This window comes from Blautia sp. AF17-9LB (genome assembly GCF_003479185.1).
Lineage (GTDB): Bacteria > Bacillota > Clostridia > Lachnospirales > Lachnospiraceae > Fusicatenibacter > Fusicatenibacter saccharivorans.
Genome location: NZ_QUGU01000001.1, coordinates 202,968 through 228,638, shown reverse-complemented (window position 1 = coordinate 228,638; position 25,671 = coordinate 202,968). Strand labels below are relative to the sequence as shown.

Annotated in this window: 27 protein-coding genes and 1 pseudogene; 1 reads left to right on the top strand and 27 read right to left on the bottom strand. The window is 51.4% G+C overall.

The annotated features are described in order from the left end of the window. Nucleotides 1–535: 535 nt before the first annotated feature. The 4 genes from DWX00_RS01070 to DWX00_RS01055 form a co-directional block, all read right to left on the bottom strand. Nucleotides 536–3,046 (bottom strand): ABC transporter permease, encoded by a 2,511-nt coding sequence (locus DWX00_RS01070; RefSeq protein WP_117461332.1) that lies wholly within the window; start codon nt 3,044–3,046, stop codon nt 536–538. A 15-nt stretch (nt 3,047–3,061) separates the two neighbouring features. After that, nucleotides 3,062–3,727: an ABC transporter ATP-binding protein gene (locus DWX00_RS01065; protein WP_005335790.1), complete on the bottom strand. Its 666-nt coding sequence runs from the start codon at nt 3,725–3,727 to the stop codon at nt 3,062–3,064. A gap of 141 nt (nt 3,728–3,868) precedes the next feature. Continuing rightward, the gene (locus DWX00_RS01060; RefSeq protein ID WP_117461331.1) at nt 3,869–4,900 is read right to left on the bottom strand and encodes a sensor histidine kinase; all 1,032 of its coding nucleotides are present in this window, start codon (nt 4,898–4,900) and stop codon (nt 3,869–3,871) included. Beyond that, complete coding sequence (locus DWX00_RS01055; RefSeq protein ID WP_117461330.1) at nt 4,897–5,580, bottom strand: response regulator transcription factor; 684 nt, start codon at nt 5,578–5,580, stop codon at nt 4,897–4,899. The genes DWX00_RS01060 and DWX00_RS01055 overlap by 4 nt, the downstream gene beginning before the upstream one ends. Before the next feature lie 246 nt (nt 5,581–5,826). Between DWX00_RS01055 and DWX00_RS01050 the strand changes: the two genes are divergently transcribed. Further along, a complete protein-coding gene (locus DWX00_RS01050) occupies nt 5,827–6,186 on the top strand; it encodes a helix-turn-helix domain-containing protein (RefSeq protein ID WP_054754179.1) in 360 nt (119 codons plus the stop codon). Nucleotides 6,187–6,387: 201 nt separating this feature from the next. Here DWX00_RS01050 and DWX00_RS01045 read toward each other — a convergent pair whose 3' ends face one another. The 23 genes and pseudogenes from DWX00_RS01045 to DWX00_RS00940 all read right to left on the bottom strand — a co-directional run bounded on the left by DWX00_RS01045 (nt 6,388) and on the right by DWX00_RS00940 (nt 25,469). Beyond that, nucleotides 6,388–7,734, bottom strand: a complete 1,347-nt coding sequence (locus DWX00_RS01045) for a relaxase/mobilization nuclease domain-containing protein (RefSeq protein WP_173815476.1) — start codon at nt 7,732–7,734, stop codon at nt 6,388–6,390. Between the two features lie 158 nt (nt 7,735–7,892). Further along, nucleotides 7,893–8,240, bottom strand: coding sequence for a plasmid mobilization protein (locus DWX00_RS01040; RefSeq protein WP_003020363.1), 348 nt, complete (start codon nt 8,238–8,240; stop codon nt 7,893–7,895). Further along, entirely contained in the window at nt 8,237–8,401 is a 165-nt protein-coding gene (locus tag DWX00_RS19795) for a hypothetical protein (protein WP_014080207.1), read from the bottom strand. The genes DWX00_RS01040 and DWX00_RS19795 overlap by 4 nt, the downstream gene beginning before the upstream one ends. Nucleotides 8,402–8,413: 12 nt before the next feature. Next, nucleotides 8,414–8,998 carry a hypothetical protein gene (locus DWX00_RS01035; RefSeq protein ID WP_117461328.1) on the bottom strand — a complete coding sequence of 195 codons (585 nt, stop codon included), beginning with the start codon at nt 8,996–8,998 and terminating at the stop codon, nt 8,414–8,416. Between the two features lie 13 nt (nt 8,999–9,011). Then, entirely contained in the window at nt 9,012–9,971 is a 960-nt protein-coding gene (locus DWX00_RS01030) for a hypothetical protein (protein ID WP_117461327.1), read from the bottom strand. A gap of 179 nt (nt 9,972–10,150) precedes the next feature. After that, on the bottom strand, nt 10,151–10,504 hold the full coding sequence (locus DWX00_RS01025; RefSeq protein ID WP_117461326.1) for a cysteine-rich VLP domain-containing protein: 354 nt from the start codon (nt 10,502–10,504) through the stop codon (nt 10,151–10,153). A gap of 4 nt (nt 10,505–10,508) precedes the next feature. Continuing rightward, nucleotides 10,509–10,685: a hypothetical protein gene (locus DWX00_RS19790; protein WP_014080211.1), complete on the bottom strand. Its 177-nt coding sequence runs from the start codon at nt 10,683–10,685 to the stop codon at nt 10,509–10,511. Then, nucleotides 10,682–11,431 (bottom strand): DUF4366 domain-containing protein, encoded by a 750-nt coding sequence (locus DWX00_RS01020; RefSeq protein WP_117461325.1) that lies wholly within the window; start codon nt 11,429–11,431, stop codon nt 10,682–10,684. The genes DWX00_RS19790 and DWX00_RS01020 overlap by 4 nt, the downstream gene beginning before the upstream one ends. 2 nt (nt 11,432–11,433) lie before the next feature. Continuing rightward, nucleotides 11,434–11,685, bottom strand: a complete 252-nt coding sequence (locus DWX00_RS01015) for a DUF4315 family protein (RefSeq protein WP_015563850.1) — start codon at nt 11,683–11,685, stop codon at nt 11,434–11,436. 14 nt (nt 11,686–11,699) lie between these two features. Then, nucleotides 11,700–13,418, bottom strand: coding sequence for a C40 family peptidase (locus tag DWX00_RS01010; protein ID WP_118594483.1), 1,719 nt, complete (start codon nt 13,416–13,418; stop codon nt 11,700–11,702). Continuing rightward, nucleotides 13,399–15,759, bottom strand: a complete 2,361-nt coding sequence (locus DWX00_RS01005) for a VirB4-like conjugal transfer ATPase, CD1110 family (RefSeq protein ID WP_199669493.1) — start codon at nt 15,757–15,759, stop codon at nt 13,399–13,401. Before DWX00_RS01005 ends, DWX00_RS01010 begins: the two co-directional genes overlap by 20 nt. Further along, the gene (locus DWX00_RS01000) at nt 15,716–16,105 is read right to left on the bottom strand and encodes a PrgI family protein (protein WP_118594482.1); all 390 of its coding nucleotides are present in this window, start codon (nt 16,103–16,105) and stop codon (nt 15,716–15,718) included. The genes DWX00_RS01005 and DWX00_RS01000 overlap by 44 nt, the downstream gene beginning before the upstream one ends. 3 nt (nt 16,106–16,108) lie before the next feature. After that, nucleotides 16,109–16,678, bottom strand: a complete 570-nt coding sequence (locus DWX00_RS00995; RefSeq protein ID WP_330416877.1) for an MT-A70 family methyltransferase — start codon at nt 16,676–16,678, stop codon at nt 16,109–16,111. A gap of 2 nt (nt 16,679–16,680) precedes the next feature. After that, nucleotides 16,681–17,460, bottom strand: coding sequence for a DNA-methyltransferase (locus DWX00_RS00990; protein WP_044024669.1), 780 nt, complete (start codon nt 17,458–17,460; stop codon nt 16,681–16,683). Next, nucleotides 17,450–18,181 (bottom strand): septation protein SpoVG family protein, encoded by a 732-nt coding sequence (locus DWX00_RS00985; RefSeq protein ID WP_118594480.1) that lies wholly within the window; start codon nt 18,179–18,181, stop codon nt 17,450–17,452. Before DWX00_RS00985 ends, DWX00_RS00990 begins: the two co-directional genes overlap by 11 nt. Before the next feature lie 15 nt (nt 18,182–18,196). Next, complete coding sequence (locus tag DWX00_RS00980; RefSeq protein ID WP_118594479.1) at nt 18,197–19,063, bottom strand: VirB6/TrbL-like conjugal transfer protein, CD1112 family; 867 nt, start codon at nt 19,061–19,063, stop codon at nt 18,197–18,199. A gap of 11 nt (nt 19,064–19,074) precedes the next feature. Further along, nucleotides 19,075–19,155: pseudogene (locus DWX00_RS00975) on the bottom strand (Maff2 family mobile element protein); the annotation flags it as partial. An 89-nt stretch (nt 19,156–19,244) separates the two neighbouring features. Then, on the bottom strand, nt 19,245–20,909 hold the full coding sequence (locus DWX00_RS00970) for a recombinase family protein (RefSeq protein WP_007884068.1): 1,665 nt from the start codon (nt 20,907–20,909) through the stop codon (nt 19,245–19,247). A gap of 6 nt (nt 20,910–20,915) precedes the next feature. Further along, nucleotides 20,916–21,113 carry a hypothetical protein gene (locus DWX00_RS00965; protein ID WP_006858666.1) on the bottom strand — a complete coding sequence of 66 codons (198 nt, stop codon included), beginning with the start codon at nt 21,111–21,113 and terminating at the stop codon, nt 20,916–20,918. Between the two features lie 242 nt (nt 21,114–21,355). Continuing rightward, nucleotides 21,356–22,648 carry a virulence-associated E family protein gene (locus tag DWX00_RS00955; RefSeq protein ID WP_007884071.1) on the bottom strand — a complete coding sequence of 431 codons (1,293 nt, stop codon included), beginning with the start codon at nt 22,646–22,648 and terminating at the stop codon, nt 21,356–21,358. Between the two features lie 13 nt (nt 22,649–22,661). Further along, nucleotides 22,662–23,303 carry a CHC2 zinc finger domain-containing protein gene (locus DWX00_RS00950; RefSeq protein WP_014081132.1) on the bottom strand — a complete coding sequence of 214 codons (642 nt, stop codon included), beginning with the start codon at nt 23,301–23,303 and terminating at the stop codon, nt 22,662–22,664. Between the two features lie 64 nt (nt 23,304–23,367). After that, nucleotides 23,368–24,957 carry a MobQ family relaxase gene (gene mobQ, locus DWX00_RS00945; RefSeq protein WP_006859284.1) on the bottom strand — a complete coding sequence of 530 codons (1,590 nt, stop codon included), beginning with the start codon at nt 24,955–24,957 and terminating at the stop codon, nt 23,368–23,370. 152 nt (nt 24,958–25,109) lie between these two features. After that, nucleotides 25,110–25,469: an SdpI family protein gene (locus DWX00_RS00940; RefSeq protein WP_006859274.1), complete on the bottom strand. Its 360-nt coding sequence runs from the start codon at nt 25,467–25,469 to the stop codon at nt 25,110–25,112. Between the last annotated feature and the right edge of the window lie 202 nt (nt 25,470–25,671).

Genomic DNA, 25,671 nt, shown 5'->3' with positions numbered 1-25,671 from the left:
AATGGAGTAACGGCGGAGAACGGCACCGCACCTCGGGACACTTTGTCTCGAAGTCTGGAAAGCAAAATGCGCCTGTGCGACACAAGGCCGCACAAGCGCACGAAAAAGTATTATCGGTTATGTACTGTTTAATTTCATGTTCAAAACCGGACTGCTCCGACGGAGGGGCTACGCTTTTTTTAGCTGGTGCAGATCACGCGAACAATGAAATAATAAAATGAACACGGCAAAATAACCTCCCATCGGCTACCGTGTCCCTACAAGTCGTCATTGGTTTGTGTAGACGCAAAGAAACGGCGGCTCTGAAAATCAAAGCCGCCGTTTCAAATGGGCGTGTTGATAGGCTGCTGTACGACGGCTTTTTTTCTTTTGCCGTCGTGCGGCAGCTTGTTCCTTTTGCGCTTATCTTAACAAGCAATCCTCACAGAAATGTCACTGACACACGCTGTTTCGACAGAATAATGGGCTGAAATCTCACGAACCTGTGAGATTTGAAAAACCGGGAGAATAATCTCCCGGTTTTCATCGCAAATATTTAATTCTGCCGCAGTCTCTCTACAACGCTTTGCTTAACATTTTGCATGAAAGTTATGACGGGGGTTGCCAAGCAGACCAGCAAAACAATAGCTGCGACAACCAACAGAGAAATTACAGGATAGTGAAAAGCTGCATAAGGAACCATTCTTCTAAAGGCTGAGTATATTGGAATATATATCGCTGTTCCCAGTGTGGCAAGCAGTAGGAAAGAAATACTCCAATAATACCCGCCTTCCCAAAGCAATACATTTCTAATTTGCTTTTTCGTCATTCCTATACTTTCAAGTGTTGCAAATTCATGTTTCCGAGTATTTACACTAACAACCATTGTGTTAATGAAATTCATAATTCCTATCAGCAAAAATACAGCGGACAACCCTGCGGCTATAATCCTTGAGGTCAGCAAATATCCGGCCATTTCTTGCTGCTTTTCATATCGTGACAGAATCGTAATGCCCGGTGACGAAGCAGTAATGGATTGAAGCTGCTCCATAATCCCTTTGTCATAACTGCTATCAATCGTATCAAAAGCAATCCGAAAGATTTTGGTTTCTCCAGACAACTTCTCTATTGCCTGCTCACTGATATACAAATCAGGGGCAGTACCTCTCTCATTTCCTCGACCATTCTGAAAATCAGCGTCCAGAAAGCCAGTTGCCACTGTAAAGACCTGTTCCCCGGACTCACCGACAACGGTGATTGCTTGCCCTGGCTGAATCAATAGGTTTCCCTCATCATCCGTCATAGCGGACAAAACCACCAACTCTCCCTTTTCAAAGGCGGTTAAGTCAATAGGCTTATCAAGCGTTTTATTAAGTTCTTCGATATATCTGGAATCTATTCCGTAAACGCCGCTCCAAAAATTATCTGTATAGTTTTTTCGTGTTTCCGCATTTGAAAAATCAAGACCTGATATGCCATCCAAGGAATCAATATATTTCCCGAATACATTTTCGTCGTAAATGACATCCATAGTGGGCCACGGTGAAGCAGAATAAGTGACGCGCAGATTTTCAATTCCCTGCATTGTTTCAATTTGCTGCAACATTTCATCAGAGAGCAGGTTTCCTTCTTCGGAAATGCTGTAAGTCAATGCGAAATCACTTTCTCCCCATTGATTTACAAAATTGTCGGGACTTAGGCTTGATAGTAGACCAGCAGAAACCAAAAACAATATTAAGCCTAAAAATAAGGACGCAAAAGTAAGGAAAGCGCTTTTAGGGTTTCTAAAAATATTATCTCGTGCCATCCGAGATAATTTTGTTCTATGGCTCTTATGATCTCGGTAACTCCTTGTATTTGCCTCCGTATAGCGTGAAGCCGCAACAGGAGAAATACTTGCAGCTATTTTCGCTGGTTTCATGCTGCCGATGATTGCAGTAAAAAATGTGAAGATTGCGGCACCCGCAAAAATAATGGGGGAAAAGGACACTATCTCCCCAAGGTCTGTATCGCTTGAGTACATCATATTCATGGCAAACGGAACAAGTCCAAGCGAAACAATACCACCGACAATCAGGCCGCTGGGAATACCGATCACCGCCGTTCTGAATATTTGAGAACGCACGATCCGCTTGATTTGTCTTTTTGTCGTGCCTATCGTTTTAAGCTGTCCATAGAATTGTGTATCTCTTGAAATTGAGATATACAGAATGTTATAAATCAGCAAATAGCCGCTGATAATGATAAAGACGATAATAGCAGCCAGTGGAAGAACAATGGTGGTGGAATTGCTCTGAGCAATAGGTACAATTTCAAAGGACTGACTTTCTGTAAACGAAATCTTCCGTTTTAGTTTTTCACAGGATCGCAGGGCATTACTGTCATCAGAAAAAGAAATCATTGCGGTAGACACACTATCAAAGGGAAGCCCTGTTTGTGTTGCAAAAAGCTCCGAAACATAAGCGGCACCACGGTTGCCTGCACGTGAAGCCGAATAATCTGTGTAATAGCCCGACAAAACAAATTCATCGGAGATATATTGATAATCTGTTCCGAGTTGATAGGAAAGGGAAATATTCATCCCTATCTGTGGATCATCAATCCCCATTGCACGCAAAGCCCATGTAGGGAGCATAATTTCATTTTTTGCTTGCGGATAATCTCCGTGTATATCCGAAATTGTTGGTACACGGTGTTCTTGCCATTCTGTTTCGTCTATCCAGGTAATACTCAGCAGGGCATCGTCCATTCCAGATGTATCAATGCTGCCCAATCTCTGACTGACACCAACTACGGATACCAAGCTGGATCGGCTCAATTCTTCATATTGTTCTTCTGAGAGGCTTGTAATTGCCACATCCGCAGTCGTGCCCATCGCACGAATTTGCTGCATTTGATAGGTTTCAAAATAACTGCACCCCAAACTAAATACAGATGTAATCATAAAGGCGGTCAAGAATAATGCGATGGTAACGAAAACATTTCTCTGCTTATTAGCGCGGTAGCTTCTTTTGGCAAGACGATTGATTGTTGCCTGATTATTGTTCCCAAATAAAATATCATCCATCAATGTCACCCCCTGTCACTGTGCGATTTTTCCGTCCTCAATACGGATAATTCGGTCGGCAAGCTGGGCAATTTCATTGTTATGGGTAATCATTACAAGCGTTTGATGGAACTTCTGACTTGTAACTTTCAGCAAACCAAGAACATCACTACTTGTCCGGCTATCCAAATTGCCTGTCGGTTCATCTGCAAGTATAATAGCTGGTTTGGAAACAAGGGCGCGGGCAATCGCTACACGCTGCTGCTGGCCGCCGGACAGATTGTTAGGCATACTGTTCAGCTTCCCATCGAGAGCCAACATTTTCACGACTTCATCCATAAACCGCTTGTCCACGGTATCACCATCCAGCTCCACCGGCAGGACAATATTTTCATAGACATTCAGCACAGGAACAAGATTGTAATTCTGAAAGATAAACCCGATGTTACGTCTGCGGAAGATGGTAAGCTGTTCATCCTTGAGTTTCGATAATTCTTTCCCTTTTACTTTAATACTGCCGGAAGTTGGCGTATCTAACCCGCCCATCATGTTCAGCAAAGTAGACTTACCGCTGCCGGAAGTACCAACAATGGCAACAAATTCACCTTCCTCAATGGATAGGGTCACGCCATCCAATGCTTTTGTAATGTTCGGTTCGGTGCCGTAATATTTCTTCAAATCTGTCGTTTGTAATATGTTCATATAGAACACCACCCTTTCTTTTTGATGGCTCTATCATAAAAGGTAAACCTCACAGAAATGTCACGGGAAACAAAATACCTCTGTTTAATTAAAGCTCAAATGTCATAGGCCTGTGACATTTTGTTTTTTAGCGTACTTATTTTATTGTCGAGGCAGAAAGACGGAAAAAGTTGAACCCCTCCCAACCTCGGATGTTACCCGGATATAACCGCCTTGCAAGGTTACGATCTCACGAGCCAGATATAGACCAATACCAATTCCATCTACATCATGTACGATGTCCTCTCGATAGAAACGCTTGAAAATTGCTCCCTGATGCTGTTCTGAAATGCCAATGCCTGTATCTGCAATGTCGATTTTCACATACATTTCCCAACTTTCAACCGAAACACGGATTTGACCGCCCTCCGGCGTATATTTCACTGCATTGTCCAAAATATTGAACAGTGCTTCGCTTGTCCATTTTCTGTCATGGGAAACGACCAAGTTCTCCGGGCAGTCCACTTGAACATTGATCTGTTTTTTCTCGGCGTTCAGAAGAATACCTCCCAATGCGGCGGCAAGCGTGTCATAAAGCGGCTGGCTTTTCTTTTCCAGAGAAATAACACCTGTTTCCAAACGAGAGGTTTTAATCATAGCCTGCATGAGAAAATCCAGTTTATCAAGCTGGCTGGCCTGTGCCGTTAGAAACTCTTTTTGTTTTTGCACAGGGACTTCATTTTCAAGCAGAGTGCTGTTAATCATTTTCAAGTTCGCAATCGGGGTCTTGACCTGATGGGAGATGTCGGAAATCAGTTCTTGCAGGTCAGCCCGTTCTTGTGCAATGCCGTTCTTGTTTTCCTGCATGACTTCATATAAACGGTTCAGCCGATATTCAATTTTATAGAAAAGACTTTCTTCTTCCACAGTCTGTTTCGGCTGCATATTCCCGGATAACATATCATCCATTAAACTGCAAAAAGCATCGGAGAACATTGCCAGTTTGCGGCGAACCAGCACCATAAAACAAACAGCGCAAACCAGCACAAAAATGCCGAACAATAATACATACCAGACAGCGGTTATATTTTGGGTCAGCCCATACAAAGCTGCTGAAACCGTCCCCATTGCCACCAGCAGGAGAACAGCAAAAAAGATACAGGCTTTGTTGACGGAAAGTTTTCGCACATTCATTTCAGCACTCCTCCGATCCACATATAGCCCATACCATATACCGTTTTGATATACTGACGGTCAGGTGTTTCGATTTTGTTTCGTACCCGGCTGATCGCCGCAGTCAGAGCGTGTTCATCCACAAAATTTCCGTCTGCGTCCCACAGCTTTTCCAACAAGACTTGCCGGGTCAAAACAATCTGCGGATTTTTCATCAGGATTTTCAAAAGTCGATATTCCAGTGGGGTGAATGTAAGTGGCTTTCCTGATAGAGTAGCACTCATTTCTGAAAAATTGATGGTCAGTGTGCCATCCTCATAAGTATCACCACCATATTGTTTTGTCAGCCTACCCAGCACTACCGCTAATTTCTTTTGAAAGACGCTCATAGGGAAAGGTTTTGTCACATAATCCTCTGCGCCCAGTTCATACCCTTTGAGCATATCGCTTTCCATATCATTTGCGGTCAGAAAAATAATAACGGTATCAGGGCGACGCTCTTTTATTTCCCGGCAGAAGTCAAAACCGTTTCCGTCCGGCAAATTTACATCCAGCACAATCAGGTCATAGTCCTGCTTTGTCAAGAAACTACTGGCCACTGATTTTGTCAGTGCAGAATCAACCGTATAGCCCGCAGTATTCAAGTTATAGCATAAAGTATTATTCAAAAGCCGATCATCCTCGACTACTAAAATTCGCATGGTATCACACTCCTTCATTTTCAGTATAGCACCCAAATGTCACAGAAACCTCACAATATTTCTGATTTTATTTTAGATACCAACCTCTGATCTTCGGGACAAATTGTCCCAAAGTTATAGGTATATTGTACCTCACATTTCCGCGATCATCAATTTTGCGTATGTGAAATTAAATAGTCAGTAGTATGAAATACACAGTCGTTCAAATAATATCACATGAAATGTAAAATCATATCAGGTGATGTTATGAAGATAGAACGAGATGAAAGACGCTTTGATTTTCACGATATAGGGCTCGCCATCAAGCGTGCAAGAGAAGCCAGCGGCATGACACAGGAGCAACTGGCCTATATTGTTGACCGCGCTCCGCGTACCATTATGTATAATGAAAATGATGGTCAGCATCCAAGCTTCAACACCTTTTATCAGATGGTTACAATGTTTGATATATCGGTGGATCAATACTTTTACCCGTCCCAGAATAGCGGGAGCGAGTGCAGGAAGCGGATTGATGCCATGTTGAACGCCTTGGACGAAAGAGAATTGAAAATCGTTGAAGCTACAATCCAAGCGATGAAAGCATCGAAAGAAACGGAGGAAACGTAAAAGAAAGCGTAACCTCCGTTTTTTGCGCCATGTTGCGGGTTGCGCGTTTTGGCAAGCAATTCGGGTGTGGCCACACTCCGAAATTTTTGCAGGGCGCAGGGCCCGCAAAAATGCTTGTTGGGGAGCTCCCCAAACCCGCTGTACTTCGGGACAAATTGTCCCAAAGTCCCGGTGCGCTGCACCGTAGTCTGCGGCCCGTCACTATCGTTCCTGGGCCTTATTTTCACGCTCGTCTGTTATGCCGAGCAGATGATCAATGTTCGCTTTTATTGCCACGGCCTCCCGCATTTGCCGCTGGGCCTCCCGGTATTCTGCATAAAGCGCTTTCTTTTGTCCCGCCAGCTCACGGCGGGATTTTTTTAGTGCTTCAATCTTAGGGAGCTTTGCGCCGTTCAGTATGGTGTTCATAGTATCCTTTGCCGCCCGGTAAGTGGCAAGCTCCGCTTCGTGCTGGGCCAGATACTTTTTGCTGTACCGCGCAGCTTTGTATCCATCAAACACCGGGCGAGTCTTGGCATAGTCCACCGTGGCAGCCATCAGCTCCGAGGTTTTGGAAAGAGCCTCCTCCGTTGTGCGGAGCTCGTCAGACAGCTTGTGAAAGTGATCCACCGCAGCCTCGGTGCTGGCCGTCAGTGCCGCATAGTCTGTCAGATGATGCTCCTGCAAATACTGGAGCGCGGCGGCCATTTGTTTTAGGTTGTAGACCTTGGCCCATCGTTCATAGGCCGGGCCCTTGCCTTGGGCCATACGCTCTTGAATGTCGATGATGAGATTAACTCGCCGTGGCGGAACCGTGGGCTCCTCGGGCAGTTTGGGGAGTGGACGTTCCCCGGCAATTACCGCCTTGATGTCCTCCGGGTCAAATCCAACTCCAAGTGTAGAAGCCCGGAGCCGGGTCGGTTTTTCCTGCCCGGGTGCAAGGAATGAGATGACACCGCCCCGCCCATGTTTCACCGCAAAGCCGGACTCCTCCATGAGACGGAGAAAGTCGGCAAAGTCCGTGGGCTTTTTCTCCAAAGCGGCGAGAACAGCCAGCCGCACCCGCTGCTTGGCAGAGGGTGGCTTTTCTCCGATCCACTGTCCATAGTGGAGAAAACGACCCTTGCTGTGCTGGCACGGATTTTGGATAACAGACAATTCATGTTCGATGCACACGCGGTCAGAGAGCCGCCGCAGGGCAAAGGACGAACCAATGAAATTATGAAATTTCCGGGAGCGGTCAAAGGCCGTCGCATTGAAATAAATGTGATTGTGGATATGGGCCTTGTCGGTATGCGTACAGACGAAGAACTGATACTTTCCCTTTGTCCAGCGCATCGCCGTTTCATAGCCGATACGGTTTGCTTCTTCCGCCGTAACCTCCCCGGGCAGGAACGCCTGCCGGATCTGAAAGAACAGGGCCCCGCGAGACACGGCCCGGCCTGTCTCTGCAAGGTATTGACTTTTTACCAGAAGAAACTCGGCGGGAGCCGTGTTCGGATCGCAGAGATAGGAAGATACGGCTCCCAGCTTTTCCGGGTTTAGGCCATAGGTGAAACGATCCTCCATCGTTTGAATTGCACTTTTTCCCGCCGCTGTTTTATAAGGGCGGATGTAGGTGGTCGCCGTAAAAATTCCTCCTTCCGGCAAACAGTATTTTTACTTTGGGACACTTTGTCCCGAAGTAGAAAAAGCCGGGGAGCGGTATCAACCACTCCCCGGACGGGTCAGAGCTCTACCAGCGCGGAGAGCTGTTTCAAAAGATCAGACAGCGGCCCCCACAAAGCAGCATAGTCCCGCTGTAAGGCTGCGAGTTCTTCGGGATAAATTGCGCCGTAGGTGTTGGCCTGAATTGCCACTTGGTTCAGATTGTTGGAGCAGCGCCGCTGGAGCGAAACCAGCTCACGAACAGGCGAAAGGTCAACATGAAGCACATACCCACTCAGGGCCATTTTCCGCATATAGGCTCCCATATTACGGATGCCAGCCTCCGCCATACGTTCTTGAATCAGGGCCTGCTCCGCCTCCGACACCATCACATGAAGATGGATCGGACGGCGGCGCTTTTTTGTCATCGCTCCTCACGCTCCCGGCTGCGGCAGGCGCGGGGCGGCTCCTTTACCTTATCCAGCGGCTTTTCCTGTTCGTCTGCCGGAACAGGGTGCGGCAAATGAAATTCACGGTGCAGGCGCAGCACCTCCAGTACAGACAATTCCTGTTCACGTTTCTTTTCCATACACGCTCCTCCTTATCTATCGCCACGGTCAGGCTGCCTGCGCTGGGGAACCAGTGCCTCCGGGCCGCGATCTGCCTCCGCCAACTTTGCCGCATTTTTCATCTGCTCGGCAATCGGACGGGGCCTGTCGGGATTATCAGGCGCAGGACGCAGCTCATAGTCGGATGCCTGTTTTTCCGTTAGCGGGCGGGTATAGGTAAGATAGCCCCAAGCCAAGAACGAGCCATTTTCCACCGGGATGCGCTGATCGTAATTGAAGATTTCATCCGGCTTGTTATAAGGCGGCTTCGGGAATGTCCCGATGTCCACAGGCCGCTGGGTCGAATAATACTTGTAAAGGCCGGGAGCCTCGGTCTGCCTGATCCCGACGTTATAAATACGCTGATAGTCCTGCACCCGGTCTGTGAAATCCTGTTCCATCGCGGTGCGGTCATTTCCATAGTGACCCCATTCATACTGCCGCTGGCCGTCCTTGTCATCATAGCAGGCCCATGTGACATAGCGGGATGGCGCGGTGGGATGTTCGCCCAATACAAATCCTCGTCCATTTTCCAGCATGACCGCCTTCAAAATGGCGTAGCCTTGATTTTTGTCCATAGTACACCTCCCATCATCGAGACATTTCTTTGTTTTCTCTTTTCACAAACGGCTGGAGCTGATAGGGGCTTGTACTGTCCTCGGGCCGCAGAAAGTCTATCCGGGCCGCAGCACGGATGGCGTTCTGGTTAAGCTGCCGCTGCCATGCCCCTTGGCTGGGAGCCCACTTAAAGCCGTTGCTATTCAGTTCCTGCCGCTGATTGGCATCGGGCTTTTCCTCAAAAATAAGCTGCAAACGATTTTCAGCCTCGTTGATTTTTGCCTCGCCTCCGGGGAATGTCCAGCCAGCAAACTCGGAGCGGCTGCTCAGTTCCTCAATGCGCTGGCGCACACGGCGGATGTTGGCGTTGTTGTTGGAAAGCAGATAGGCGGGGTATGGCTTGCTTTTGTCCAAGTGCCATGACTGCGCCATATCTGCTTTGAGCTTTTCGGCCTGCTCCGGCGTAAGCTCCGGGCAGCCGTCCAGCGTTTTGTGTTTCCGAAAATACGCATTGACTGCCTTCATGGTGGCCTGCAGGGACTCCAGCCCCTCCAGCTTTTTTGTCAGCTTTTCCACGGCCAGATCGTCATCCGCGCTGATCCCACCCATTCCAACAGAGCGGATTTTATCAAGCAGCTTTGAAATCTCCGCATACTCTCCATAGTTGCGATCCCGGGCGGCGTTCTGCTTGTGCTTTTTTGTCACAGGGAAATTGCCGCCCCCGGAGATCAGAATAGAGGGCACCCGGGCATCAATCACATTGCGTTCATTCAGATTTTCCGCAAGTTTCCGGGCATAGCGATCCACCAGCGCGTCAATCTTATCATGGTACATTGGATCGACACGGGCTTTCTGGCGTTCCGCCGCTGCATACGCTTCATCGACCATTGCCCGGTAGCCCGCCGTAGCGGAGCCCGGCTGATAGTCAGAAAAGCTGTTCATATCTTTTGCCCGCTTTGCGGCTTCTTCATTGATCGGATAATATTTCGGCATAGTACCTCCTTCCACAAAAGCCGGAACTTTGGGACAAATTGTCCCAAAGCCCCGGCAGCTAAAATGTTGACAGCATCTCACGGAAACAGGGGCGGACGTAGAAACATACGCCTTCCGCAGAAAAGGGCCTTAAAAAGCCTTGCTACAAGCGGATTTGTGATGGTCTAATTGTCAACACATCAGCTCCGTTTTTTCCGCATATATTCCCGCTGCTGTCTGCGGTGTGCCGCCTTTGCACAGGCCGCCGAACAATAGGTTTGCCGTCCATCAGGAGCCACGGCTCTGCCGCATACCGGGCAAGCCTTGAAATCCGGCCTTGGCCCCTCTGTCAGCAACGCAGCCTCCAGCGCCGGATCAAGGGGCAGAACTGCCTCGCGGAAGTAGCGGCAATAAGCCCCTGTCCAGCATTTCCCAAACATATAGCACTCGCAATCCAGCGGCAGGCAGCCGCAGTCCCGGTCATAGTTGGCACACCATTTTGACACCAGCCTGCGGATTGCCGCTTTTTCTGTCCGGGTCAGTTCTCGGCCCACAGTATCACCTCCCGTTGCCCGGTGGTTTGAGCTGCTCCCGGTAGCAGAACACGCAGCCGATCCCGCGCCAGTAAGGGCAGCCGTCACAACGGGAGCCCTTCGGCGGCAGGCTTGGCGGCACACCCTTAAAGTAGCTTTTTTCTTTCATAAATCCCTCATAGGGGTTATTTGTAAATCTCATTCATTATCCTCGCTTTCGGTATCGTCCTCGTCCCAAGGCGGCCCATCGTCCTCGGGATCGTCATAATCAGCCAGTTCCTCACTGTAATCCTCTTCGGGTACAGCAGCTTTTTCATGCTTCGGGCGGTAGATTTTGAAGTACCAGCCTGCACCGCCGCCCAGAACAGCCACTGCCAAAATCAGCAGAAGCGTCCCGGTATTACTTTTCTGCTGGGGCTCGGGTTCCGGCTCCTCCGCAGGTTCCGTCACCGGAGCGGATTCGGGAGCTGTGCCAGCACACTCGGTCATGTTGACCGCGCAGACCTCGCAATCCGTATGGATGGCTCCGGGCGCACATTTTTCTGTGCAGGAGCAGGCCGGAAGTTCTCCGCCAGCGGCCTCCAGTGCCGCCAGCAGATCGGCTTCATCCACCATGTTCAAAAAGTAGGTGTGATACTGTTCGCCGTCCTCGTCCACAGGCTTGTCATAGTCAATGACAATGTAAAAGGTGTTGCCGCCGCTGGTTTCCACCGTGATGAACTGTTTGTTGGTTGCGGCATCGTAGAGCAGATCGCGGGTCACAAGGTTTCCATCCTCCGAAAAGCCCTCGCCCGGGGTAATGGTAGGCGCTGGCTCCGGGGCCGGAGTTTCTTCCACAACAGGCGGTTCCTCATTCCCGCCGTCCGAATAGGCGTAGGCTGGGATCGCAAAGCCGCATAAAAGAACGGCGGAGCAAAGCCCCGCCGCCAACATACGAAAATGTTTCATATTCAGTTTTCCTCCTTTTCTTCTTCGGACTTCGGGACACTTTGTCCCAAAGTACCTCCGTCCTTCAGCTTTTCAAACAGCAGCGGGAGCTCCGTAAGGGAGATGCTCATACCGCGCACAATGTCCACGATCTCGCTGTTTTCTGCCTCCAGCTTTTTCTGCTCCAGCTCCTTGAGCCGGGCCTGCTGTTCACTGATTTTGGCCTTGACCTTATCAATCTCGGCCTGAATTTTCATGCTTTTGGTAGTTGCCATTTCAAAACCTCCTGTCACGGTAAACGCCCGTAGGCGTAAAAATGAGATTGCCAGTAGCTTGTATTCAAATTTGCGTAGCCGATGGGATCTCCGCAATGCAGCATTTTTCCGTCACCGACATAAATCCCGCAATGGCTCACGCCCGGCGTGTCATAGGTGCCTTTGAAGAACACCAGATCACCGGGTTTGGGAGAGCTGGTCGGCGTACAGATGTTATAGAGTCCCTGGGCTCCCAGCCTGCCCACATTCCAGCCGGAGTGATTGATGACCCACGAAACGTAGCCCGAGCAATCAAAGGAAGTGGCAGGAGAACTGCCACCCCACACATAGGGATAGCCGATATATTTCTGCGCTTCGGCAAGCATCGCGGCAAAGGTTTCATCGTCCAGATATTCTCCGGGCACTTCGTAATCACCGGGTTTCCCGGTAATGTACTTGTTCACATAGGGAGAATCCGGGAACAGATCAGGGCGGTTTCCCAGCGTTGCCATATAGATGGCATACCGGGAAAGCTGATCCTCACCCATAACGTATACAGGCACATGGGACAAATCAAAATTTTCCAGCGTGACCGTACAGATGTAATAATCGTAAGGCACCTGATAGGTGTCCGTATGGGAGTTGCCATCCTCGTCCGTCCATGTGTCGGTTTCCGTGCGATACCGGGTTTCCACCACTACATCCTCCGTGAGAATATACTGGCGGTCAAACAGCATTTGCAGCGTTCCCTGTACTTCGTCTATTGTCCATTGCCCCTCATGGAGCGCACACAAAAGAGAAAGCAGCACATAGGGGTCATGTTCGATTTCGTCCAGATCGAAGTGGTATTCGTCATAGTCATGGGTGCTTTCATAGGTGTCCAGATAATGCTGCAAATCATCTTCCAGCGCACAGTAGGCAGCTTCGGCGGCCAGCATATCCCGATCCTCGCAAGGATAGGTGCTGGCCCCTAATGCACCGGCCCCGGCGTTCCCCAGCATAAGCATGGTAGAGGAACAGGACTGCATAGCAAACAGGAGTAACACACAGAGCACCGCAACCACGGCACCTGCGGGATGACTTTTGACAAATTCCACTGCCCGGGCGGTCAGGTGTTCTGCGGCTGTGGCAGTTTTCCCAGCCGCAGCCGCGCCCTGCTTTGCAGCCTCCTTTGCCTGCTTGCGGTATTGCCTGCGAAGCCGTTGCTTTTGCCAGTAGCGGGTAAGGGCATTTTTCGTCAGCTCCGGGTGCTCCTGTGCGGCGGTGTGAAAATGGTGGTCCGCCGTGTATTTGGTATAGCGGGCCTCGGCCTTGCGTACCACTTTTGCCGGATGTTCCCGGACTTTACGGCGCACAAAGCGGGAGCCGTGCCGCAGCGCGGTTTCTCCCACAAGCTCAGAACGGTGTGCGCCTTCTGTGCCGACATTTTCCTGTTCCACTTCAAAAATCTTGCCATGCACGAAGCTGTGAACGGAACCACTGGCAACACGGCCTATGCGTTTTACCGGGCCAGGCTTTTTCGGCGGCTTTTGCTTTGCCAGCTTCTCCCGGGCCTGTTCCAGCTTTTCGCCTTGGGACTCCATACGGAGCTTTGCCGCCGCAGCCTGTTCCTGCTGGCTCTTTTTGCGGAACTTGGACTTTGGGACACTTTGTCCCGAAGTGTCGGAAGCCTCCGGCCCGGGCTGCTCCCCGTTAGGGGCGTGGGCGGTCTGCGACCAAGCCTCCTCCTTGGCCTTATTCGTTTTTCGTTTCATTCTTCATATCCTCCGGGCGGGTAGTCAGCAGGTCATAGATTTCTCCGCGAGGGAACCGATCCACAAACGGGATGGTCACATTTCCATAGAACAACAGGCCCTCGCCGGAATTGCTGTGTGTGATATAGGAAAGCTGGTGCTCGGAAATGCCGAGCTGTTTTGCCAGAATGGTGCGGTCACTCTGCGCCTGCGAAAGCAGAATCATAAAATCCGTGTTGTCCAGAATGTTCTCGATTTCCCGGCTGGCCAAAAGGTCTTTGACGTTCTGCGTCAAAGCAGACGGCACACATCCTTTTTTACGCAGCATTTTCCAGACTGCCACAAAGTAGCTGGCTGTCAGCGGATCGCGGAGCAGGATATGAAACTCGTCAAAGTAGCACCAAGTCGCCGCACCCTCGTGGAAGTTCTGATCCACCGCCTGCGAAACAAACTCATTTGTGATGTGCATTGCAATCTTTCTAAGGTTTTCGCCCATGTTTTTCAGAACGATGCACACCACACGGCTGTCCGTCTTGACGTTGGTAGGATGGTTAAAGAGATTGAGGGAGCCTGTGCAATAAAGCTCTAAGGCAGTTGCCACGCGCCGGGCTTCGGGCTCCGGCTGGCGTAAGAGCTCTTCGTACAAATCCTGCAACAGCGGTGTTTTTGCAGTTTCCAGTCCGAGCGCCTGTTCCCGGTACACCAAACGCACACAGCGGTCAATGACCGTCTTTTCAATGGGCTGCAAGCCTTCCTTGCCGCCGACCACCAGCTCGCACAGGGATAAAAGAAAATCCGCCTTCATGGAAAGCGGGCTTTCTCCGGCGGCCATATTGAGCTCCACATCCATCGGATTGAGATGGTGCGGGCTGTCCGGGGCAATCTCGATCACCTGACCGCCCAGCCTTCGCACCAGCGGCGCATATTCGCCCATCGGGTCAACCACAATGATCCGATCCTGCGGGATGGTGAGAAACACATTCAAAAGCTCGCGCTTTGCGGCAAAGCTCTTGCCGGAGCCCGTAGAACCCAAATACATCCCGTTTGCCGATTTCAGCTTTTTGCGGTCAGCCATGATAACATTGTGAGAAAGTGCGTTCATGCCATAGTAGAGGGCCTGCCCAGCCATGCGGAGCTCCCTTGTCATAAAAGGAATAAAGATGGCTGTGGAGCTGGTGGTCATACCGCGCTGGATTTCTACCTCGTTGTAACCAAGGGCCAACGAGGAAACAAAGCCCTGTTCCTGTTGCCAGTCCAGACGGCGCAGAGCGCAGTTGTATTTCTGCGCGATACCGCCCACGGTAAACACATCGTTTTCCAGCCGCTGGCGGTTAGGAGCAAGGTTTACCACCGTAAAGGTCAGCAGAAACATTCGCTCATTGCGGGATTGCAAATCAGCCAGAAGCTCCGCTGCGTCCTTGCTGAATGTAATCAGGTCAGGGGGAAGAATATCCGGGTCATAGCCGGAGCGCACAGCCTTTCTCTGTTCCTCCACTTTCATTTTTCCGATGTCCGAGATTTTCCCCTTGATGGTCTTAATTGCCTTGAGCTGATCCACGGTCTGAATGTGCATGGTCACGGTCATTTCCGCATCCAGCTCCAAGATTTCCGCCAACAACTTATCCGAAAGCTCCGATGCCATAATCTGTAAGTAGGACACCGCGCCCCAATACTGGCCGATGCGGAATGTGCGGGACTGGCGGAAGTCGAGACTGTCCGGGGCAATAAAGTCTTTTGTGCCGAGCCCGGCCTGTGGGATGTCTTTCCACGAAAAGCGGAACGCCTCACGGCTCCCCGGGTGCATCTGGCTATGAAGCAGCGCAAGGCGGGCCCGTCCGTCCATCGGCTCCGAGGGAACGCCCAGTCGCTTAAAGTTTCCCATGACATCGGCCTCCACACGCTCCAGACGGGGCCGTGCCTCCGCAATCCCCTCGGCGGGTATGCCAAAGGTGATGTATTTTGAGCGTTCAATGCCGTTATTGCTTTTGGCAATCTGATTTTTCAGCATCCCGGTAAACTCATCCCGGACGCTGTTATAGTTGTCATCCGCTTTCGGGATATTGACCTGATAGCGGCTGCGGGAATGAGAACGGCGGTTGATAAAGGAAAGCTGGAACGGCAGCGAACTGTCAAAGTAGTTGAGGAATGAGCTCCATCCGCTGAATATGGCGGTCTGATCCTCGGTGGATGCCACGGAGTAATTGATGTCCTCATATTCCACGGTTTTTGTATAGAGCCCGCCCGGGAGCTTGCACACACCGTCCGGGTGCATGGACAGATACGGGATTGTCTGCTGAGCAGACAGAATCGCCCGGCCTTTACCCTTGGCGGCGGCTCCGTTTTTCTTCTTTGTGTTTTTCAATCACATCCTCCTTTCCAGCGCCCAGCCCGGCAAAGGGCGCATAAATGTTTTCGGTTCGGTAGGCCCTGATCCCCGGCCTTAGAAACTTGGCCCGGATGATGTTTCGCACAACCTTTTCAAAGGGCAAGCCGTCCTTTTCATACATCGCCAGCAGGAACGCCGGGAGCATAATTCCCAGCATGAGAAACATCGCCCCGGTATTACCGAGGGTGCCACGGGTCAGCAGATAGGCCGGAATCCCCACCGCGCCCGCGCTGCCGAAGCAGACAAGCTGGCGTTTGGTGAGGTTGAAAGCCATCTTTGTTTTGATTTTGGATAAATCGTTTGGTACGTTTACATAGGGCATAGATCACACTCCTTTCTGCACTTCGGGACAATGTGTCCCAAAGTCCGGGATGGTTGGTGTTACTTCATTCCCCCATACAGCCCAGCCGGGCGGGGTCTGCCGGGCAAAGAGCTCCACGCGGGGCAGATCTCCCATCAGGGAAAGAATCTTGTCGCGGGCCTCGTCCGGCTTTTTGCTATGGGCTTCAATCGGGGAAATGATGAATTGATGAATGTTGGCAGCCTGCCGCTTTGGATGTCCCTTGGTTGCCAGCAGGCAGATTTCTGCATTGCCCCTTGTCCAGAAGCCAAGGCCGTAAAACCAGCTATCCGCCTTCTTGTTCTTTTTCAGCCAGACGAAAGCAACGCTTTTGTAGGTGAAGCCCCAAGCCTCGATCAGCCGGAGCGCCTCCGGGAGCTGCGGGAAAGTAGCCCATAAAAAGAGTGCGCTGTCCGGGGCTGCAAGATCAGCCACAGGCAACGCACATAAATCCTCAATGCTCATAGTGGGATAGTGATTTTCCGCCGCGCCCTGTACTTTCTTAGCCGAGTAGCGCCAAGGGGGATCGGCGTAAATGATAGAATACTGCTGGATAATTACACTCCTTTCTCGCCGGAGCTTTTTACTGCCTGCGCCGCACGGATGCGCTCACTGGCGGCGGCATAAAAGGACGGGGCCGTTTCAAAGCATACAAAGCGGCGTTCTGTGTTGATGGCTGCAATCGCGGTTGTGCCGGAGCCAACGCAAATGTCCGCGACCAGTTCGCCGGGGCGGGTATAGGTGCGGATCAAATACTCGCAGAGCTCCACGGGCTTCTGCGTGGGGTGGATGCCGCCGGACACCGTAGGCACAAAAAGCACATTTCCGGGATAGCGGCGGCCATCGTTGGACTCCGAGCCCTGCCGTTCAAATTTTCCATAGTTGGAGCTTGTACCGCTTCGGGAATGTACGCGGGTATAAGGCTTGCCATAAGTAAACTGCGGATTGTAGACCGGGGACTTCTGGTAAAACACCAAAATATTCTCGGACTTTTTCAGTGGAGCCCGGTTTGCATTGAGAAAACCTGTTCCGCGCTCCTTGTACCAAATCCACTCATAGCGGAGCATGGCGAGGTTGGATGCGCCCAGCACCTTGTCAAAGGGGCACTGTGCGAAGAACAGCACTGCACCATTCGGCTTGACCGCCCATTTCACCGCCTCCCACAGTTCCGGGAGCGGCAGGGGCACATCCCAATAATTCCGGGTTGTGCCGTAGGGCGGATCGGTCAGCAGCATATCCACGCTATGTTTGGGCAGGGAGCGCAGGCCCTCAATGCCATCCATGAGAAACAAGCCCTCCTTCGGGACACTTTGTCCCAAAGTGCGGCTATCGGTCATTACGGGCCTCCTTTGTCTTGGCAGGCGCAGGCCGGGCAGCGTTTTCTTTTCCCGCTTGCTTTGCAGCCTCGGCCATCTGCTCCTTGATCGGGGTAGGCCGTACCGCCTGGGCCCGTGCAACAAGCTGTTCCACCGCCGCATGATACGCCTCCACACCAGCCGCGTTAATCCGTTCCTGTGTGGCGCGGTCAGGAATCCGAACCGTAGCCCGGTATCCCGTCCGGCTGGCAGGATCGGGTTTAGAGGGAGCGCCGAGGAAAATCCCGTTTTTCCCGGCCACAACCTTAAAATCGTCGATGACCACACCGCCAAAATTGACGCTGGCGAAGCCGATCAGTTTTCCCTGCGGCTCAATCGGGCGGACAGATACCGTGATCGGAACAACCGCCTCCTGCAAGACAGCATCTGTCCGCATTTTTACTGCCTCATCAATGCTAATGCCCTTGACTTCTGCAAGCTCCGCGATGGGAGCATCAAACAGCCAGCGCCGTTCCTCCGCAGCAATCTGCTCCGGGGTCAGCAATACATCGTCTTTCTTACTCAGATAAAATTCCTCCTTTCCGCTTGCCGGAGCAGGCTGGGCGGGGTCGTCCATCAACTCTTTTCTTTGCAGGACGGCCTCTGTTTCCGCCATAAAGCGGTAAGCGTCTGCCTCAGTAAACTCCTCCGGCGTTTTTCCATTCCATAAGCGCGTTCCGTCTGCCCCGTATCTTCTCGGCATAAGCACCACCTCCTGTTAATGAGCGCCAAAGATACGCTGGGCAATGCTCCCGGTCTTAAAGAGCATGAAGCAAAGCAAAACCGTGTAGCCCACAGTTCCCCAAATCGCCCCAATGGGATCGCCGCCTGTTGCGATGCCTTGAATGAGCACTGCGTAAATTGCAACACATACAAGGATCAGCAGCCCTTGAAAGCCCACGGCAAACAGGGACTTGATGTAGTTTTGCCCGGTGCTGCCAAGCTCCCGGTTGGAAAGCGTAGCAACGGGGATGGGGGCCAGACTGGTCAGCAGATAGATTTCCAGCATCCTGCCATACACCAAAACGAAAATGATAATTCCCATCGCCTTCATCGTGAAGCCAATGAGCGCAGACTGCAGCCACAGCCCCAAAAGCGGCCCCAAATCCATCGCCTCCAGTGAGGTTTCCAGTTCAGCAAGCATATCCGCCGAAACATCGGTAGAGCCTTGAATGAGCCCGCCTGCCTGCGCGATAACGCTCTGCGACACATCGAACACAGCCATGACGATATTGAATGTATTTGACAGGATTAAGATTGCACAGGCTGTTTTGAACATCCATTTATAGAGGTTCGCAACGTCAACCTCGTGCATATTGTTCTTTTCCAAAAGCATCTGTATGAGCTCATAAGTGGCAACAAAGGTCAGCACCATTCCGGCAATCGGCAGGATCACCGTTTCGGAAAGCTGTCGGATCAGGGAGAAAACCCCGGCGTGCCACGCCGCCGGGGTAGTCCCTACCTGTGCCGCAATCTCTCCGACTTGGGTATTGACAGTATCAAAAAGACCGTCGAGGTTCCCCATGATCCCGCCAATCAGAAGCTCTTTGAGCCAGTTTGTGAGCCAGTCGGTGAGAAAATCCATAAGCGCCTACCTTAAAACAGGCCAGACAGCAGAGGGATCAGTGTGGTGCCAATGACGATGATGCCGCCGCCCGCCATGAGCTGTTTCATACCAAAATAGGTGTAAAACTCTGCTCGATGGCGGGCGGCGGCGTGTCAAGAAATTTATGGAATTTTTTTAGAACCGCCCCGGCGGGAACAGGTCAGGCCGTGACCTGTTCCACCTCCGGGATGGGTTTGAGATTAAAATGAATTTCAATAGAAATGTGTCGTGTCTTATCGCTGTCGATGTGTTCATGGACAACGATTTCTTTAATCAGACGGTTGAGGGTGGCAGCGTCCAGCTCCGTGATGTCGGCGTATTCCTGAATGGCGTCCACCCATTGCTTGGCGTCCACGGCAAGGCGGATTTCATCAGCCAGCTTCCTGCGCCCCTGTTCAACCCGTTCCTTTAGTTCAGCCTGTTCCTTCTGCGTCTTATCCAGCATGAGATTGAAGTTTGCTTCGCTGATACGTCCGGCAACCATGTCCTCATAGAGCCGCAGCACCATTTTTTCCAGTACCTCAATCCGTTCCTCGTGCTTCGTCAGGGAACGCTCCAACGCTTCCCGCTGGCCTTTCTGCTCGGCTTCACAGGTGTTGGTAAGCCGTCCGGCAACAGCTTCCCCGTCCATCAGGGCGGCCTTCGCACATTCCCGGATTTTGTTCAGCACAAGGCGGTAAAGGGTTTCGTACTCCACACGGTGCTGGGTACAGTGCTGTTTCCCATAGGCATTATAGGTCTTACAGGAATAAATCTGCTTCGGGTGCTTGTCGTTGGTGTAGCGGATAGTCAGTGATTTCCCACACTCGCCACATTTGAGAAGCCCCGCAAACAGGCTGATTTCCCCGGTCTGGCGGGAACGCTGCCGGGATTTCAGCTTGTCCTGCACGATGTCAAAGCTCTTGCGGTCAACAATCGGCTCATGCCGTTCCTCCACCACAATCCAGTCCTGCGGCTTTTTTTCCCCGATGGTGCCGATTTTGAAGCGGTAGTCCTTCTTCTGGGAAGCGATAGCCCCGGTATAGACGGGATTCATCAGGATGTCCTTGATTACCGAAAAATCCCACATATACCGCCCGTTTACCGGGTCTTTCTTTTCCCATTTAGTGCGGACATTGCGGAAGCCCCGTTCCCGGTTCCACCATGTAGGGCAAGGCACCTTCTGTTCTTCCAGCCTGCGCCGGATAAAGTTCGGGCCGTGTCCTTCCAGCGCCCAGCGGAAGATTTGCCGGACAATGGGGGCGGTTTCCTCGTCCACCAGCAGATGGTTTTTGTCCTCCGGGTCTTTCTGATACCCGAAAGGGGCGATACAGCCGGTAAACTGGCCTTGCTGGGCTTTCAGAAGGTAAGAGGAATGTACCTTCTTGGAAATATCCTTGCTGTACATCTCGTTGAGGATGTTCTTGAACGGCGCAATGTCGTTATTCTCCCGCATGGTGTCGATACCGTCATTCATGGCGATATAGCGGACGCCGTGGCGGGGAAAGAAGTCCTCAATGAGTGTGCCGGTCTGCAAATAATTTCTGCCCAACCTCGATAAATCTTTCGTTATGACAAGGTTTATCTGCCTGCGCTCGATGGCTTTGAGCATCCGTTTCAGGTCGGGGCGCTCCATGTTCAGCCCCGTGTAGCCATCGTCCTGATAGACTGCCACAACCTCCCATCCCTGCTTTTCGCAGTATTTTTCCAGCATATCCCGCTGGTTGGCAATACTGGCGCTCTCCCCGTCAAGGTCATCGTCTTTGGAAAGCCTGCAATAGATGGCTGCCCGGAAGCTGCCTGCCAGTATTGCGTCCATGTCTGTATATTCATATCCGTTCATCATAACCGTTTACCCGCACAATCCAGACGGAACACGGTTCTTCTGAACCTCATCCTTATTATACTCTAAATCTTGTGTTTTCGCAAGATTTTCTTTGCTGGTATTCTGCCCATATTTTTGGGCAATCAGGCTCACAAAGACGTCTGTGGCGTCCAGTTCGCCGTCAAAAACTGTGGTAACATGAATCTCTGTTTTCGTTTTTGCCATAGGCAGTTATCCTCCATAATAGAATAAGCCAGACAAGGAGAAGGTCGGCAACGAAGTCCGGCAACGGGCTTCAAAAAACCTGAAAACTATCTCTGTCTGGCAGTTTGGCTCTTATTTTTATTTTCTTTTATTTTTCTGTTGTTTTGGTTGCTGATAAGGGGAAAAGCCCGCAGTTACGGGGGGTTTCCCGGCAACCGGCTCGGCAACGGGAGTGCAACAGGGTCGGCAACCGGCTGCATTTTTCAGAAGGGAAGCTCCATCTGTTCCGTGACTTCCTCAAATCCTTCCGGGATTTTTTCAGCTCCGTTGCTGATGTCCGTTGCTTTCGTTTCACGCTCCCAGCCCTTTTGCCTGCCGTATTCCGGGAACACACGGGGGTTGGAAAAGTAATTCCAGCCCGTCACGCAATGGTTCATGATGTCGTTGACTTCCCGGATTTCCCATTGCTTCGGCTCGTCAAAGGGGTGGTTCAGGGCTTCCTTGAAAAGCTGCTTGGAACACACCATGCCGCCGGTATAGCGGTCAAGGTATGCCTGTATCATCCCGGCCTTGGTGTCCTCCGGCATGAAATCCCGCTGGTGTTCTTTGAGATAGCGCACCATTTCCGGGCTGAAAGACAGCTTAAAATCCCCGCTGCGGTAAACCGTCATGGCTTCTGCCCAGACCTGTGCAAGATAGGCTCTGGAAGCGGCTTCGTCCTCCAAAATGTGAACCTCGGCCTGTTCCGGGTACACCATGACCGGCAGGAAGCGCCGGTTGCCGGAACGGTCAAGGGGCAGGAAGTCAAGGGCATTGGAAGTGCCGCCGAACACACATTGCCGCAGCCTGTCCTCCGGGTGGGTTTCGTATGGGATTTTATAGACCTCCTTCTGTCGGCTTAAAAATGACTTGATTTCCTCAATGCTCTTGGCATTGGCGGTGGCAATCATCTCCGACATCTCGATAATCCAGTGGCCTTGCAGCTTGCGGTACACGTTATCATCATCCAGCTTCCGCAAATCATCGGAAAACCACTCGTCTTTTACTGCCAGCAGCCGGAAAAAGGTGGATTTCCCGGCTCCCTGACCGCCCACCAGACAGAGCATGACTTCAAATTTACAGCCGGGGCAAAATGCCCGGTGGATGGCTCCCAGCAGGAACAGCCGCAGGGCTTCATAGGTGTACTGGTCGGTGTCGGCTCCCAGAAAGTGGCGCAGGCAATAGCGGATACGCTCCTGCCCATCCCATGAAAGGCCGTTCAGGTAGTCCCGGACGGGGTGGTAGCCGTTTTCATTGGCAACAATCCCGATGGCGGCGGTAATCTTTTTCTCACTGGTAAGCCCATAGGTTTCTTCCAGATACAGGAGCAGATAGTTCATATCCGTGTCCGTGATGGCGGTGCCGATGCGGTGGTAGCCGATGGGCTTTACAATGTCCACTCGCTCGGTCAGCAGATTTTTTGCGATTGCCCCGGAAAGCAGCGGGTCATTCTGAAAGACGGTCAGGCAGTTGCGGATACTGTTGCGGACGCTGCCTTTCTCGGTGCTTTCCAGCATGGCCTTTACTTCCTCAATGCTCCGGGGCGGGGCTGCTTCTTGTATGGTCTGTTCTGCGGCCTGCCGTATCTTGGGCGGCAAGCTCTGCCATTCGTCTTTCAAGATTGCTCACTTCCTTTCCATAGTCAACGATAAGGACTGCCCGTTCCTCCATATCCGGGGAGAGCAGCACATCCAGCAGATATTCCACATGGGATTGCTTCTGCAAGGCTTCCACAAAAAGCGGGTGCCATGCTTCTTCCGGCATCTTAGGGGCATAGTCCCGTTTCCAGCGGCGCAGAAGATGGTAATAATCGGACAGCACCCGGAAGCAGTAACGCTCCATGCGGCAAAACCGCTGTTCCGGGGTTTCCTGCCGGGGTTTGGGTTTTCTCCTGCCGGGTGGTTCCCTGTCCTCATAGGGGATGGAGAACTCCTGCGCCAGCATGAGGGCGGCTTCCTTCGGACTGACAGCTTCCAGACGGGAAACAAAGTCAATCACATCCCCGTCTGCCTGACAGCCGAAACAGTGAAAGCGCCGGTCAACCTTCATGCTGGGGTTTTTATCAGCATGGAAGGGGCAGACACACATCCCGTTTCGTCCCACCCGGATTCCAAAATGCTCCGCAGCCTGCCGGGTGGTAACAGACTGCTTGACAGCTTTAAATACATTCAAATAAATCCTCCTGAAAATAAGAAAAGCGCCTGTCATTCTCGAAAAAGAAAATAGCAAGCGCCTATTAAAGTTCCATATCCTGTTTTTTCTCTGTGCGGGGCTGCTTCCGTTTCTCGGCCTGTTCTTCCCGGATACGCTGCGTCCGGCCTTTGACTGCCTGCTGGATGGACGGTTTCTTTCCCGGCTCGGCGGTCTGGCGGTACTGTTCAGACGGAAGAACCTGATTGAGCCAGTGACGCACATCCCGGAGAATCTTCACATCCTCCTGTAATGCGGACAACCGTTCCTTATATCCGGCAACTTCTCCGGCAAGCTGTGTCTGTTCCTCATTCAGCTTTTTAATGCTGTACTTCTTCTCCTTCAAATGCACCTTGAAATAACGGATAGCGGCATTATAGGCGTCCAGCTCGTCCCGATGGGCGGCGGCAAACTGTTCCCGTGGCTTCTTAAACCGGATGGCAGCATACTCCACATGAACCGGCTTATGGGCTTCAAAGTTGGCGATATGGGAAAGCAGGGTGTTGATTTCTTTCATACGCTGTTCTTTCGGCTTCATCTCTGCCCGGATGGAAACGGCCTGCCCGCTGACGGTATCCAGATAAGCGTCCAAACTCTGCACAGTGGACAGCTCCTTTTCCCGCAGATAGCGGATAGCTTCCATAACCTTGTTGAAATCGGCAACGCTGCCTGTAAGCTGGCCTTTGCTTGTCCAGCCTGTACGTTCCTCCCGGCGCAAATCCAGATATTTCCCCAGCAGCTCCGGCAGGGTGGGTTCCTTCGATTCCTGCAAGGCTTCCAGCAGGGCGGCTTTTTTCTCCTTCAGGTCTGCAATCCAGCCTTTCAGGTGGCGTACCATCTGCCGGATAGATTGCATAAGGGAATTGGCGGCTTTGATGTCCCGGTTCAAGTTGCCGATGTTGGTCTGTATCCCTCGTTTCTCCATCTGGCTGACTGCTGGCCCCATATGGACGGTGGGGATTTTATCAAGCCCCTGCCGTTCATAGGAACGAAGGTCAAGGCGCTCCGGGCGTCCGTTGGCTTCCAGATAGCGGTTAGCGGTAGCCGCCCAGCCCTGCCGCCAGATCTCTCCGTACTTCTGGTCGTTCCAGTCCACGGTATCCTCCTTGTGGCTTTTCCAGCTCCCGGACGGGAGCCGGATACGCTCGCCGTTCTCGTCAAGGTCATAAACCTTCCGGCTCTTGGGAAGCCATTTCCCGTTTTCGTCCATTGCCCGCATGGTCAGCAGGATGTGGGCGTGGGGATTCCCATTCCCTTTGTCGTGGATGGCAAAATCGGCAATCATGCCTTTAGAAACAAAAAACTCCCGGCAGTAGTCCCGGATAAGGTCGGCGTGCTGTTCCGGGGGGATTTCCCTCGGTATGGCAAGCACGATTCTCCGGGCAAGCTGGGAGTTCCATTGCTTCTCGATAGCTTCGGCGGCGTTCCACAAAGTATTGCGGTCTGCATACGCTGGTGGGGCGTGGGGCGGCAGCATGATTTCTGTATGGACAATCTCGCTTTTATGGGAATAGTATTTCTGCTTCTGGTCGTACTCGGAAAACAGCCGTTCCCCACTCTGGTAGGCGGCAGACGCAACGGCTGACTGGTGGTTGCTGCGCTGGATTATTTTTATATCATGGTGTGGACAGGGCATAGCGTTCCTCCTTCCTGTGGTTGATTTTGGGCAAAAGAAAAGCAGGAAACCGTTTCTGATTTCCTGCTTAGTGGTGTCGCTGGTAGGCGATTAGTATTCAGTTTTGAAGGTTCGGGTCAGGTTGGCTCGATGATGGAAAGCTGTCTAATAGCTTAAAAGTTTTTGTTCGCAAATTTACTTGTAATTCCAGTTTCTGTTTTATAAAATCCAAAAATCAGAAAAATAATTCCAACAACTACTCCTGCAAATACGGTAGTCTGTGTAGAAATATTAAGAAGAAGTAAGGATATACACAAAACGATTTCTACCAAACCTAATGTTTTGCCAATACCAATAAAAATATTAGGTGCTATGCTTTGTGCATAATCCCAATGCTCTTGTGACTTCCGAGATGTAGGCGTATTGTATCCGTTACCGGATGTCATATCTTTTACCGGGTGCTTCTTTAAGATATATCCTACAAAAACCATAACAAAGGGTATGATGAAATTCAAAGCAATCAATCCATACATAAAACCATCTCCTTAGATAGTGTTCGTCATTAGCTTTATTATACTACGGGCAGTCCTGTTTTGGAATAGATAAATTGTAAACTTGCTGGACGGGAACAGCTTGCAGCGCAAGGTGTTCCCGGGCGGCAAGTCCACAAAGGGGTAGCTGGCGCAGCCAGCGCAGGGGAAGTGTAGCGTCCCCTGTGATGATTGGAAGCAGCCG